Source organism: Staphylococcus simiae, from assembly GCF_002902085.1.
Classification (GTDB): domain Bacteria; phylum Bacillota; class Bacilli; order Staphylococcales; family Staphylococcaceae; genus Staphylococcus; species Staphylococcus simiae.
On sequence record NZ_PPQR01000028.1, the window covers coordinates 1 to 14,685 of the forward strand.

Genomic DNA, 14,685 nt, shown 5'->3' on the forward strand with positions numbered 1-14,685 from the left:
GGTGCTATTAATCATCGACCAAGAAAGTGTTTAAATTGGAATTCACCTTATGAAATTTTATGCGACGAACTGTTGCACTTAAATTGACAACACAACAGACAAAAAACACCTTTTTTATTTTCACATATACAAAACGGATTACAATGCTATAACGTGTGGCTTAATATTGGCATCATGATTAGCAATTGCTTCGATACAATTTTCACTATTTGCCATTTGTTTTATCTACTCCAATGAATCTTGTGCATCTTTTTTATTTACCAACACACCTGGTAGTATATTCTCTTCCCATGATTTAGATGCATAACCTGTATCAGAAGCTAATAATACAAAACGATTACTATTTTTATTTTTTATTATTGTAGCTGCTAAACCTTTACTATGCCCTGGAACCCAAACCATTGTAATGGTACCATCTCCAAATAGATCAAATGATTTGTTTTTTGGACCAATGCCTGTGTCTTCAAATTTAAATGTATTTAGATTTATATCTTTCCATTCATGAGGTAAATAATGTATTTTATCTTTTAATATTGCTTGATACTCTTCTTCACTGAGCAATATATTTTGTGCATCATTAACTAATCTTAAACCATCAGCATGATCACAATGCATATGACTCATTAAAACATAATCTATGTCACTTGATCGGTAACCTAATTTCAATAATTGCTCATTTACAGCTTGATTTTCAGGTAATTCCGCTTTATTTATTGGATATTGGAATGATAAATTTCTTAACTGATGTTTTCTATTATCTGTATGCCACCCAGTATCAATTAATATTATTCCTTTTGGATGTTCAATTAAATAAACTGAAACGGGTATTTTAATTTGATGTTTTTTTGATCTAAATAATCCCGTCCAAGCTAACGGAGGATTATTTTTATAATTAAACGGTAAAGCTTCATCTACTATTACTTTACCCGTATGCAAAATGTGTATTTTAATATCTTTAGTCATTTATTTCATCTCCTGGTTTTAATATCGACTGTATGTCATTCACCTTATTAATTATGATGTCTAAATTTTCTTTATTTAAATTAAGTTTCTTTTCTAAACCTTTATATAATAATTCTTGTCTATGTTGATAAAATTTATGACCTTGATTAGTCAAAGCAATTAATTTTTCTCTTTTATCTTGTGACTTTATTTTTTTGACGTATCCTTTCTCTTCCATCTTTTTTATTCGTTTGGTTACAGCTGTTTTATGCACACCTTGTCTAAAAGCTATTTCTTTAAGTGACATATTTTTATTTTCCAATAACAATTTAAATACACCCAATTGTTCCCTAGAAATATCAATGGCTTGTTCTTCTATAACTTCATTAATTTTCTTACTAAGTTCAATAAATTGAAGATGCAATTTATTATATTTTTCAAGTGTTACTTTTTCCATATAAACTCTACCTTTTTTAGTTTTTATGTCATTTATTGTATACCCAGGTAAACTATTTTGCAAATATTTCTTTTATGTTTTAAATATTGAAAAACACTTTCGTCTCAATTCAAGATTCTTGAATTGTACGAAAGTGCTTAAAATTTAATTACTATAAATATGAACTTGTGGCTCTTTATCATTTTTAGTTTTACTAATCAATGCTCTTGGTTGATTGCCATCTTTAATTCTTATTTCATAATTATCGATTTTATCAAAATATTTATCTGCTTGTTCGGTTACATATTGTGTAATACCAATTGTTTCAGCTTGACCATAATAATCGATTGGTAAATCAATAGTTAATTGTTTAGGCTTTTTATCAACAAATTTAACTTTACCTACAGCTTGTGTGAAATTAGTAAAGTATGATTGTAAATTATCATTAAACTGTTTGAAGTTGTTATTTAAATTTTCATCGTAATCAGCTGCAGTAGACGACGGTAATAATGTTGATTTTTCATTAATATTATGCCACTCATTTAATTTAGTCTGACCTTTATCGGCAGTAGCTTGAGTGATGAACTCGCCTGGTGTGATAGCGTCTTCACTAGATTGCTTATAAATAGCAAAATGAATTGGGATATCTTTTAGATCATCATTTTCACGTAGTCTTGATAACATTTCACTTGCCATTTCTTTACCTTGTTGTTTGATTTCACTGTCATCTAATTTTTTACTATAAGTAGGGCCGTCTTTATCTTTATGATAATAATAGACACTATTCATAGCTAAACCAATCGTCATACCTTTTATAGTTTTACCTTTTGTATCACGACTACTATAAAAATCTTGTTCTAAAATATTAGATAAGTAAGCAGGTGAGTTATTAGCAATTTTTTCAGGATCTGTTTCACCTTCATGTGATGGATTTAGACCTAAATTTTCATTTGCTTTTTTATCCTTCTTATCTTTACTAGACATTTTATCAATCTCGCTCTTAGTATATTTAGGCTCTAAGTAGGCATTGATTGTTTTTTTATCTAAGAACTGTCCATCTTGATATAAATAGCTATCAGTTGGAAAAACTTCCTTACTTAAATCTAATAAACCATCTTCAAAGTCTGCACCGTTATAACTATTAGCCATATTATCCTGTAATAAACCTCTAGCTTGGCTTTCTTTAAAAGGTAATAATGTACGATAATTATCTCCTTGTACATTTTTATCTGTAGCAATTTGTTTTGTCTGATTTGAATTGCTATTATTTTTACTATGATCTTTTTCAGAATGATCATCCTTACCATTACCACAAGCTGATAATATAAAGATCGCTGACATTAATAATATCAATGTACGCTTCATCAACATACCCCTCTAACTATTTAATTCATTTTGCTTATCAGCAAATTGTTGCTCTGTCCAAATTTCAATACCTAAGTTTTGTGCTTTAGTCAGTTTTGAACCCGCTTCTTCACCGGCAATAACAATATCAGTATTTTTAGTAACACTACTTGTTACTTTAGCACCTTGTGACACTAACCATTTTGATGCTTCATTACGTGTCATCTGTTGTAATTTACCTGTTAAGACAATCGTTTTGCCACTAAACTCAGGGCTACCTTCAATATCAGAAGTTTTAATACCTTTATATGTCATATTGACGTCTTTTTGTTTTAATTTCTCTATTAAAGCAATGATATCATCATTTTCTAAATATGTGACTACGGATTGTGCTAATTTATCGCCGATATCGTGAATCTCTATCAATTCTTCTTCTGTAACAGTTAACAATCTATCCATCGTTTCATATTTTTCAGCTAATACTTGACTTGCTTTCACACCTAGATGTCTAATACCTAAACCAAATAATAAGTTTTCTAATGAATTATCTTTTGCTTTTTCAATAGCTGCTAACAAATTATCAACTTTCTTTTGACCCATTCGTTCTAGAGGTAATAAGTCATCTTGTGTTAAATAAAAGATATCTGCAACATCTTTAATAAGATGATTATCATATAATTGATGTATTATTTTATCACCTAAACCATCTATATTCATAGCTTGTCTTGACACAAAATGTATCAAACCTTCAACTAATTGTGCCTGACATTTAGGATTAATACAACGCAGTGCAACCTCACCTTCAATTCTAACCAATTCATGGCCACAACTTGGGCAATGTGTAGGCATATGATATGTTACGACATCATCAGGTCTACGATCAGGTATACTTCTGACAACTTCTGGAATAATGTCACCTGCTTTTTTAACGATGACACTATCACCAATTCGGATATCTCTCTCATGTATCAAATCTTCATTATGGAGTGATGCTCTAGAGACTGTTGTCCCAGCTACTTTAACTGGTTCTAAAATTGCTGTTGGTGTTACTACACCTGTTCGTCCAATACTTAATTCTATATCAAGTAATTTAGATACAACTTCCTCCGCAGGAAATTTATAAGCAATTGCCCAGCGAGGTGATTTTTGAGTGAATCCTAATTCATCTTGTTGATCTAAATCATTGACTTTAATAACGATACCATCAATATCATAAGGTAGAGATTCTCTATCTTTCGTCCATTTTTCAATGTAAGCAAGAACACCATCAATATCTTTAACACGTTGACGTTCTTTATTTGTTTTAAATCCTAATTTATCTAATTCATCTAATGCTTCACTTTGTGTTCTAGCATTAAAGTCTGTAAAATCATTCACACTATAAATAAAAACACTTAACTTACGTTTAGCTGTCAATTTTGAATCTAATTGTCGTAATGAACCAGCTGCAGCATTTCGCGGATTAGCAAATAACTGTTCGCCATTTTTTTCTTTTTCTTCGTTCAAATGTAAGAATGAACGTCTCGGCATATATGCTTCGCCTCGAACTTCAACATTTAATGGCTGTTTGATCTTTAGTGGGATGGCATGAATCGTTTTTAAATTTTCCGTAATATCTTCACCTGTGGTACCATCTCCACGTGTTAAGCCTTGTACAAAATAACCGTTATCATATTTTAATGATACCGCCAATCCATCAATCTTCAGCTCACACATATATTCAACATTATTAATATGTTCTCTCACACGTTGATCAAATTTACGTAAATCTTCTTCATTAAAAGCATTTCCTAAACTTAACATAGGTGTATCATGATTAACTTTATTAAATGATGCTTGCGCCTCTCCCCCAACTCTTACAGTTGGTGAATCAGGCGTTTTATATTGTGGATGTTGTTCTTCAATATCAATTAATTCGTGTAATAATTTATCGTATTCACTATCAGGTACAGAAGGATTATCTTGAACGTAATATTCATAACTATATTGATTTAATAATTTGTGTAATTCATTCACACGCGCTGACAATTCTGCCATTGTTTAATCCTCCTTCTTCTCAATTGGTGCAAATTGAGCAAGTAAACGTTTAGGTCCTTGAGATTTGAAAATGATGTCTAATTCCACTGACCCATTTTTTTCGTTGACATGACTAACCATGCCTTCGCCCCATGCTTTATGTGTGACTTTATCGCCAACTTTCCAATCAGATGATGTGACTTGTTTCTTAGAAGATGTCGTACGTTGACTAAATCCTCTTTTTGTCACTGGTTTAGCTTTAGGTTGAATTGTTTGGCGCTTACTACTTGAATGTTTTTCTAATAATTCTTCTGGAATTTCTTGTAAAAATCGAGAAGGCATATTAGATTGTGAACGTCCAAATAACATACGTGTCGTTGCATGTGTAATGTACAATACCTCTTCTGCACGAGTAATCGCAACATAACAAATACGACGTTCTTCTTCCATTTCATGATCATCATCACTTTTAATTGCTCTAATATGTGGGAATAGTGATTCCTCCATGCCCATGATGAAAACAATTGGGTATTCTAACCCTTTTGCAGAGTGCATAGTCATTAATGTTACACCACTTTCAGTATCTGCTTCATCAATATCTGCTACTAATGATAGATCTGTTAAAAAGTTTATTAATGATTGTTCTTCTAATGGTGTATTTTCCTCATAATCTTTTGGTACAGACATAAATTCATCTAAGTTTTCTAGACGACTGCGTGATTCAAGTGTATTTTCTCTTTCTAGCATCTCTCTATATCCTGATTTTTTCAGAACTTCTTCTACAATATCACTTATTTCTAAAAATTCTTGTTCTTTAATTAAATTTTGAATCAATTCATAAAAATTCAGACATTCTTGTGTTACTTTTTTCGATAAGCCAATAAAATCAACTTCGCCTAATGCATCAAACATACTAATATTATTTTGAACAGCATAGTTTTGAATTTTATCAACTGATGAAGGACCAACACCACGTTTCGGAACATTGATAATACGTTGTAAACTAATATCATCATTGCTATTTGCTATAATCCGTAAATAACTTAATAAATCTTTAATTTCTTTACGATCATAGAACTTTTGACCACCAACCATAGTATAAGGAATATTAGACTTCATAAATGTTTCTTCAAGTACACGTGATTGTGCGTTTGTTCTATATAAAATAGCCATTTCACTGTATGGTTTACCATTTCTATGATGTTTCATTATCTCACGTACCACATATTCTGCTTCATCACGTTCAGTCATCGCTTCATAGTAATTAATCTTGTCACCATTCGTATTAGCAGTCCAAAGCCCTTTTGGTTTACGTTCTGAATTATGTTTAATCACTTCATTAGCAGCATTTAAAATGGTTTTAGTGGAACGATAATTTTGTTCTAGAAAAATGGTTTTTGCTTCTGGATAATCTTCTTCAAAAGATAAAATGTTTTGAATATCGGCACCACGCCAGCCATAGATAGATTGGTCTGAGTCCCCTACAACACATAAATTTTTAAATTTACTTGCTAATAATTTTACTAATGTATATTGTGCTTTGTTAGTATCTTGATACTCATCTACATGAATATATTGAAATTTATTCTGGTAATATTCCAATACTTCAGGTACACGTTCAAATAAAGTAATTGTTGTCATAATTAAATCATCAAAATCTAACGCTTCATTACGTTGTAGTTGACGTTGATAACCACTATACACTGTTGCCACCATTTGTGAATGATAGTCATTGGCTTCTTTTTGGGCATCTTTCGGCGTTTTCAGTTCATTTTTTAAGTTACTAATTGCACCAATAAACATACGTGGTTCAAATTTCTTACTATCTATATTTTCATTTTTTAACACATCTTTGATTACTGATTTTTGGTCAGTTGGATCAATAATTGTAAAGTTGCGTTCAATACCAATACGATCAGCATCACGACGTAAAATTCTCACACACATGGAGTGGAATGTTGACATCCATATTACTTCTGCTTCATCACCTACTAATTTTTGTACACGTTCTTTCATTTCTTTAGCGGCTTTATTGGTAAATGTAATAGCTAAAACATTGTATGGTGATACATCTTTTTCGTCTAATAAATACGCAATTCTATGTGTTAAAACGCGTGTCTTACCTGAACCAGCCCCCGCCATAATTAATAACGGTCCTTCTGTTGTTTTAACAGCCTCACTCTGTTCTGTATTCATATGATTTAATAGTGCATTCATTTACTAGACTCCTTTATTTTTACTGTTTTTAAAGCTTTTTTAATATCTGTATAAATAATATTCCCTACTACTATAGTGTCTGCAATTTGAGCCATTTCTTCTGCTTGTTGTAACGTTGAAATACCTCCACCATAAAATAGTTGTGTTGTTGATAATTGGTTAGCTACAGCTCTAACTTGTTCAGTATCACCGTAACTTCCACTATATTCTAAATACATGATTGGCATACGATATAATTCGTTCACCATCTGTGCATATGCTTCTAAATCTTCAATTGATAAAGCTGTCGTTGCTTTAGTTAGTTGTGCTACTTTACTATCTGGATTTAAGACAACGTAGCCTTCAAACATAACTTCTTCGAAATCTATACTATGACCATATTCCTTCAAAGCTTGATGTAATAAGCCATTATGGTATGTAACGTCTGTACTATTTAATACAGATGGTACAAAGTAAAAGTCAAAACCTGGCATGACACTTTCTAAATTAGAAATCTCTAGTACAAGTGGTAAGGGATACCTTCTTACTCTACTCATTAAATGGATGACATTATCTTCAGTTACATCATCAGTACCACCGATCATGATTGCATCTGTTTGTGACATACAAATTGCATCTAGATCATCATCTGAAATCCATTTTGCTGGGTCTAATTTAAAAACATGGCGCCACTTGCTGATGTCATACATTGTCCGAAACTCCTTTATTTAACATATCTTTGATTATAGCATTTTTACTTGTACAGTTCTAAAGAGTTAACATGATTTTCAAGTCATTTATTTAAAATTTTTAGAACCAAAAATGAATAAACCTGAGACCATTTTCGTCTCAGGTTTATTGTAATATTTTAAATTGAGCGTGGTATAAAAATGACTTTTCTAAAAAATCATATCAACATCGCTTCTTAGCAAAACTTTCTATCATTGTAAGACGTAATTTTATTAACATGATACAATCCAGTCAGTTATTACCAAATATATAAATAAGTATATAATGCGTTTTGTTTGACCTCAAGTTATCATTACTAACTTACTCTTTTGTGTCTATGTTTAATCTATCTAATATCATTGTATACGCATCGTTGCCCCATTGCAGTGAGCGTTTAACTCTTGAAATCGTTGCAGTAGATGCACCTGATTCTTGTTCAATCGTTGCATACGTATAACCTTGCTTAATCATTTTAGCAACCTGTAATCTTTGTGACAGTGATTGTAATTCATTAACAGTACACAAATCATCGAAAAATTGATAACATTCTTCTCTGTTTTCTAACGTCAAGATCGCATCAAATAATTCATCTAATGCTTGACCACGTAATTTTTCAATTTGCATATCAAAACAACCCCTACTTTATTTAGTCTTTATGCCATTTTAACGTACTAATTTGTTAAAGTGTAGTAATTCGAAGTTATGTCGTTAATAAATTACATTTACTTTAATTATACTATGCTAATCCAGCACGTTCAAAAATAGTATCAACTTGATTTAAATGGTGTTCTGGATTGAAACATTCATCTAATTCTTCTTTTGTCAAAACATTAGTTATAGAGTCATCTTGTTCAATTAACTCACGGAAAGGTGTTTTCGTTTCCCATGATTCCATCGCTTTCGGTTGTACTTTATCATATGCTTCTTCTCTAACCATTCCTTTATTAATTAAAGCTAATAGGACACGTTGAGAGAAAATCAAGCCAAATGTTTTATCGATATTTTGACGCATATTATCTTCAAAGACTGTTAAGCGATCTACAATATTGGTAAATCTATTTAATGCATAGTCTAAAGCAATCGTGACATCTGGTAACATAATTCTTTCAGCTGATGAATGTGAAATATCACGTTCATGCCATAATGGAACATTTTCGTATGCTGTTGTAATATAACCACGAATGACTCTTGAGATACCTGTGATATTCTCAGAACCTATCGGATTACGTTTATGAGGCATTGCTGAAGACCCTTTTTGCCCTTTAGCAAATGCTTCTTCAACTTCTCTTGTTTCTGTTTTTTGTAAATTACGAATTTCAACAGCAAATTTTTCTAATGATGTGGCAATAAGTGCTAACGTCGCAATATAATACGCATGACGATCACGTTGCAAAGTTTGTGTTGATACAGGTGCAGCACCAATACCTAAATGTTTACACACATATGTTTCAATTTCAGGTGGAATATTCGCAAACGTACCAACAGCGCCACTCATTTTACCTACTTCAATTTCTTCACGAACAGCCTTAAAACGTTGTAAATTACGTTGCATTTCTGTATACCATAGCGCCATTTTCACACCAAAAGTAGTTGGTTCTGCATGAACACCGTGCGTACGTCCCATCATTAATGTATATTTATATTTCTTAGCTTTATTCGCTAGTACTTCTATAAAACGTTCTAAATCTTTTTCAATAATGTCATTTGCTTGTTTGATTACAAAACTCAATGCTGTATCAACAACATCTGTAGAAGTTAAACCATAATGTACCCATTTACGCTCGTCGCCTAAAGTTTCTGAAACTTGTCTAGTAAATGCCACTACATCGTGACGTGTTTCTAACTCTATTTCTTGTGCACGTTCGACATCTACTTGTGCATTGTCACGAATTTTTTGTACATCTTCTCGTGGTATATAACCCAATTCGCTCCATGCTTCACAAGCTAAAATTTCAACTTCTAACCACGCTTCATAGCGATTTTGGTCTGTCCAAATATTTGACATTTCTTCTCTAGAATAACGTTCTATCATTTTTTTAACTCCTATCGTATGTATAATCAAAACTTATCATAAAACAGAACAATAACATGATTTAACAATGAAATGTTCGTCTTTATCATTACTCTTTTAAGTCTAACAGAATTATAACTAAATGTATAAATTTTTTCCGTATATTCATATTTTATTTTATTTTTCATGTGAATACAATGGACTCGGTCATATTGTTAGTAAAATGGTATTGTCATATAATCAGCATTTTTTTAATTATCATGATACTTGTGTCATTAACAATATGACATAACATAAAAACCAAGGCTCTACATATCTGCAAAACCTTGGTTAGAATAATGTCGTATTTAATAATTAAGATAGTGCTTAAAGCTCATCTGTTGTCTAAAAGCTATCTTTATGTTGTTATTTTTTTACCTATGAAAATAATTTCTTGTTGTAATACTTCGATTGAACCATCTTTATTTTCTTGATAAATAGGTTTTTCAATCCGACGAACTGGCATATAACCAGCATCTTTCATGCGTTGTAAACAATCAGTAATCGTTTCTTCAGCTTCTACTTTAAACTTCATGCTCAACAACACTTTCAAGTAGTTCTGGCTCATAATCTTTAAGTTTACGACGACGAATACCTTTAGTCCAGAATCCACCATGAATATTTCGTGGTTCATAAGCTATAATAAACGCTTTAGGATCCAAATTTTTTACCGTATCCATTAATTTACGTTCATATTTTCTTGGCGTTAAAATTTGCATCACCATACGGCTACCATCTCTACCGAATGCTGCATAGTGGGTTACACCATATCCTAAATTTCTCAACTCATTTGGTAAATCTAATTCATATTCAGCTGATGTTACGTTAACAACTGTATAGCCAAGCGCCAATTTTTCTTCTATTTTCATTCCTACAATTATTCCTATCGAGAAACCGAAAGCGTAGGCAATAATATTTTGAATATGGCCAAGATTAGACATAACTAAACCTAATCCTACTACATATACAAGTACTTCTAAAAAGCTTACTGATGCTGCCATGTAACGATAACCTTTCAGTGTTAATATCGTACGCATTGTTAGAAATGTAACATAGCACACATTAATAATAAAAATAGTGATGACCATTAACCATGGATTTCCAACTATTACCGACATATTACTCCTCACTTTCTTGTTTGACACATTGTCTTGGACAAAAACATTTCACTTTTCAATCCAAGCATTTGGCATTAACTGTCTGGTTTGTAAAATATTGATAAATCAACATTTTACAAACCTAGTCAGTCTTGCCGGGGTGGGATTACGACATAAATTTTCTAGAAAATTTATGTCTGTCCCACTCCCACTTTCAAATTATACATATTAATATAATATAGTACGATTATGGTCAGAAATAAATAGTGAATTTAACTTAAACAATATTTTTTCTTAATGATCGAATGAAGCTTTTTATTTTTTGCTATTACTTTTAGGCCATGTATAACGTGTATAGGCTAGTTCTCTCTTATGAGCATTGCGAACATAATGTCCTTCGATGATTTTACGCGCTTCTTCCGGCACTTCTTTACCTTCTAAATAATCATCAATATAGTCATATGTTACACCTAGCGCATCTTCATCAGGAAGTTGAGGCTTATCATCTTCTAAATCTGCTGTTGGTATTTTTTCATATAAATGCTTTGGCGCGTTTAAATAGGCTAATAATTGACGACCTTGTCTTTTATTTAAACCAAATATTGGAGCTATGTCAGCTGCACCATCTCCATATTTTGTATAAAAACCTGTTATATTTTCTGCAGAATGATCTGTACCAACCACTATACCTTGTCTATTAGAGGCAATTGAAAATTGTACTTTCATACGTTCACGAGCCTTTTCATTTCCTTTTTGAAAATCAGTTAAATGAATGCCAGCCTCTTTTAATGATTGAACACTTTGATCTACTGCTGGCTTAATATTGACAGTCACAATTTCATCTGGCTCTATAAATGATAGTGCATCTTCAACCTCAGCAGCATCTTTTTGTACACCATATGGTAATTTAACAGCGATAAATGTACAATCTCTACCTTCTTGTCTTAATTCGTTAACTGCTAATTGTACTAATTTACCAGCAAGTGTTGAATCTTGCCCACCAGATATACCTAATACTAACGATTTGATAAAGGAATGTGATTGCACATAACTTTTAATAAAGTGTTTAATTTCTGCAATTTCATCGGCACTATTTAAATGTTGTTTAACTTTCATTTCTTCAACAACAATATCTTGTAATTTAGTCATTATCTTCTTCCATCTCCTTAACATGTTCCGCAACTTCAAATATACGTTTATGTTTATTATCCCAACACTCTGTGCTTAAATCTACCGGATATTCTTGTGGATTTAAAAAACGTTTATTCTCTTCCCAGATAAATTGTAAACTACGTGCTAAATAATCACGAGATTCAGCTACTGTTGGCATATCATAAACTAACTTACCTTTATCATAAATCGTATGATGTAAATCTATGGCATCAAAAGATTTAATAAATTTCATTTTATAAGTGTGTACTGGATGGAACATTTTCAACGGACTTTGTTGATGCGGATTTTCATGAGCTAAAGTAATATAATCGCCTTCTGCTTTGCCCGTCCTTTTATTAATGATACGATAAACGTTTTTCTTACCTGGTGTTGTGACCTTTTCAGCATTATTAGATAATTTAATACGATCACTATAGTTACCATTGTCATCTTCTATAGCAACTAATTTATATACTGCTCCTAATGCTGGTTGATCATAGCCGGTAATCAATTTAGTGCCAACTCCCCATGAATCAACTTTAGCACCTTGGGCTTTTAAACTTGTTATTGTTTCCTCATCTAAATCGTTAGAGGCAATAATTTTAGCATCAGGAAAGCCTGCTTCATCTAACATACGTCTCGCTTCTTTAGATAGATACGCAATGTCTCCAGAATCCAATCTAATCCCTGCAAAATTAATCTTATCACCTAATTCTTTGGCTACTTTAATTGCAGTAGGAACGCCAGATTTCAATGTATGGAAGGTATCTACTAAAAAGACACAATTTTTATGACGCTCTGCATACTTTTTAAAAGCTATATATTCATCACCATAAGTTTGAACTAGTGCATGTGCATGTGTCCCAGAAACTGGGATGCCGAATAATTTACCTGCTCTAACATTACTTGTTGAATCGAAACCTCCAATATATGCAGCCCTTGCGCCCCATAATGCAGCATCAATTTCTTGAGCACGACGTGTACCAAATTCCATTAAATCATCGCCAGAAGCAATTTGTCGTATTCTACTTGCCTTTGTTGTAATTAACGTATGGAAATTAACGATATTTAATAAGATTGTTTCGATTAATTGTGCTTGTATTAATGGTGCTTCTACACGAAGCAACGGTTCATTACCGAAACATAGTTCACCCTCTTGCATTGACCTAATGCTACCAGTGAATTTTAGTGTTTTTAAATAATTTAAAAAGTCATCTTGATAACCTATTGATTGTAAATATTCAATATCTGAAGATGAAAAGCCAAAATTTTCTATAAAATCGATAACTCTTTTCAAACCATTAAATACTGCATAACCACTATTAAAAGGCATTTTTCTAAAATATAAATCAAAAACTGCCATTTTTTCATGTATATTATCATTCCAATAGCTTTCAGCCATATTTATTTGATATAAGTCATTTTGTAGCATTAAGCTATCGTCATTTAATTGGTACACTCGTATCTCTCCAATCGACCTTTTATTTTCTTACATTTTATCATAATTAGATTTTTCTAGGTAATAGAGCACCTTTTTTTACATTTTTATATGAGTCCTAACAATTTAATGACATCTCCATATTATTTATATGTATTTTTATATTTTAGCTTATAATGCTTAATGAGGTGTTGCAAAATGTTATTTGAACAGGCACAAACATTTATTAGAAAAATGTATCATGAATATGACTATCAAAACGACATAATTGAACAACGTTTACATGAAATTAGTGATGAAATAAACCAAACTGGAACTTACACACATACTACTGAAGAACTAACATATGGCGCAAAAGTTGCATGGCGACAGTCTAACCGTTGTATTGGCAGACTATTCTGGGATTCTTTAAATGTTGTAGATGCAAGAGACATTAAATCGGAGTCTGAGTTTCTTGATGCTATTACCAACCATATTAATAAGGCGACAAATGGTGGTAAATTAAAACCTTATATTACTATTTTCGCACCAACAAATGGTCCAAAAATATTTAATCATCAACTGATTCGCTACGCTGGTTATGAACACAGTGGTGACCCATCTGAGAGAGAGATTACACAGTTAGCTGAACATTTAGGTTGGCAAGGGCACGGTGGACATTTCGATATTCTTCCACTGATTTATCAACTTCCTGGTGACAATATAAAATATTATCAATATCCCGAAGGTTTAATTAAAGAAGTTAATATTGAACATGAGCACTATCCAAAATTAGCTGAACTAGGGTTAAAATGGTATGCTGTACCAATTATTTCAAATATGGATTTAAAAATTGGTGGCATTACTTATCCAACTGCGCCATTTAACGGTTGGTATATGGTTACTGAAATCGGTGTACGTAATTTTATTGATGATTATAGATATAATTTATTAGAAAAAGTTGCACATGCTTTCGAATTTGATACACTTAAAAATAATTCATTTAATAAAGATCGTGCACTCGTTGAATTAAATTATGCAGTATATCATTCTTTTAAAAATCAAGGTGTCTCTATTGTCGATCACTTAACAGCTTCTAAACAGTTTGAATTATTCGAACGTAATGAAGCAAAATGTCAAAGACATGTGACAGGAAAATGGTCTTGGTTAGCGCCACCATTATCACCGACACTAACATCAAATTATCATCATGGTTATGATAACACTGTGAATGATCCTAATTTTTATTATAAAAAACAGGATACTGAAAGCAACAAGTGCCCTTTTCATCAATAAGTTAGTGGGG

13 protein-coding genes are annotated in these 14,685 nt (G+C 31.9%); 1 reads left to right on the plus strand and 12 read right to left on the minus strand.

Annotated features, from left to right (window positions below; translation table 11 throughout):
* Nucleotides 1-225 precede the first annotated feature (225 nt).
* From CD113_RS05045 to CD113_RS05100, 12 genes are all read right to left on the minus strand, one after another.
* Entirely contained in the window at nucleotides 226-963 is a 738-nt protein-coding gene (locus CD113_RS05045; RefSeq protein ID WP_002464740.1) for an N-acyl homoserine lactonase family protein, read from the minus strand.
* On the minus strand, nucleotides 956-1,399 hold the full coding sequence (locus CD113_RS05050) for a MarR family winged helix-turn-helix transcriptional regulator (protein ID WP_002464739.1): 444 nt from the start codon (nucleotides 1,397-1,399) through the stop codon (nucleotides 956-958). The genes CD113_RS05045 and CD113_RS05050 overlap by 8 nt, the downstream gene beginning before the upstream one ends.
* 144 nt (nucleotides 1,400-1,543) lie before the next feature.
* Nucleotides 1,544-2,743, minus strand: a complete 1,200-nt coding sequence (locus CD113_RS05055) for a CamS family sex pheromone protein (RefSeq protein ID WP_002464738.1) — start codon at nucleotides 2,741-2,743, stop codon at nucleotides 1,544-1,546.
* Between the two features lie 12 nt (nucleotides 2,744-2,755).
* Nucleotides 2,756-4,759: an NAD-dependent DNA ligase LigA gene (gene ligA, locus CD113_RS05060; protein WP_002464737.1), complete on the minus strand. Its 2,004-nt coding sequence runs from the start codon at nucleotides 4,757-4,759 to the stop codon at nucleotides 2,756-2,758.
* A 3-nt stretch (nucleotides 4,760-4,762) separates the two neighbouring features.
* Complete coding sequence (gene pcrA, locus CD113_RS05065; RefSeq protein ID WP_002464736.1) at nucleotides 4,763-6,955, minus strand: DNA helicase PcrA; 2,193 nt, start codon at nucleotides 6,953-6,955, stop codon at nucleotides 4,763-4,765.
* Nucleotides 6,952-7,644, minus strand: coding sequence for a heptaprenylglyceryl phosphate synthase (locus CD113_RS05070; protein WP_002464735.1), 693 nt, complete (start codon nucleotides 7,642-7,644; stop codon nucleotides 6,952-6,954). Before CD113_RS05070 ends, pcrA begins: the two co-directional genes overlap by 4 nt.
* A gap of 340 nt (nucleotides 7,645-7,984) precedes the next feature.
* Nucleotides 7,985-8,287, minus strand: a complete 303-nt coding sequence (locus CD113_RS05075; RefSeq protein WP_002464734.1) for a YerC/YecD family TrpR-related protein — start codon at nucleotides 8,285-8,287, stop codon at nucleotides 7,985-7,987.
* Between the two features lie 112 nt (nucleotides 8,288-8,399).
* The gene (purB, locus tag CD113_RS05080) at nucleotides 8,400-9,695 is read right to left on the minus strand and encodes an adenylosuccinate lyase (protein WP_002464733.1); all 1,296 of its coding nucleotides are present in this window, start codon (nucleotides 9,693-9,695) and stop codon (nucleotides 8,400-8,402) included.
* Between the two features lie 376 nt (nucleotides 9,696-10,071).
* Nucleotides 10,072-10,254 (minus strand): NETI motif-containing protein, encoded by a 183-nt coding sequence (locus tag CD113_RS05085; protein WP_197697104.1) that lies wholly within the window; start codon nucleotides 10,252-10,254, stop codon nucleotides 10,072-10,074.
* The gene (locus CD113_RS05090; protein WP_002464731.1) at nucleotides 10,238-10,831 is read right to left on the minus strand and encodes a DUF2179 domain-containing protein; all 594 of its coding nucleotides are present in this window, start codon (nucleotides 10,829-10,831) and stop codon (nucleotides 10,238-10,240) included. The genes CD113_RS05085 and CD113_RS05090 overlap by 17 nt, the downstream gene beginning before the upstream one ends.
* A gap of 294 nt (nucleotides 10,832-11,125) precedes the next feature.
* On the minus strand, nucleotides 11,126-11,959 hold the full coding sequence (nadE, locus tag CD113_RS05095; protein WP_002464730.1) for an ammonia-dependent NAD(+) synthetase: 834 nt from the start codon (nucleotides 11,957-11,959) through the stop codon (nucleotides 11,126-11,128).
* Nucleotides 11,952-13,421 carry a nicotinate phosphoribosyltransferase gene (locus CD113_RS05100; protein WP_002464729.1) on the minus strand — a complete coding sequence of 490 codons (1,470 nt, stop codon included), beginning with the start codon at nucleotides 13,419-13,421 and terminating at the stop codon, nucleotides 11,952-11,954. The genes nadE and CD113_RS05100 overlap by 8 nt, the downstream gene beginning before the upstream one ends.
* Nucleotides 13,422-13,598: 177 nt before the next feature.
* On the opposite strand from CD113_RS05100, the gene CD113_RS05105 reads away from it, so the two are divergent.
* Complete coding sequence (locus CD113_RS05105; RefSeq protein ID WP_002464728.1) at nucleotides 13,599-14,675, plus strand: nitric oxide synthase oxygenase; 1,077 nt, start codon at nucleotides 13,599-13,601, stop codon at nucleotides 14,673-14,675.
* The last annotated feature ends 10 nt before the right edge of the window (nucleotides 14,676-14,685 follow it).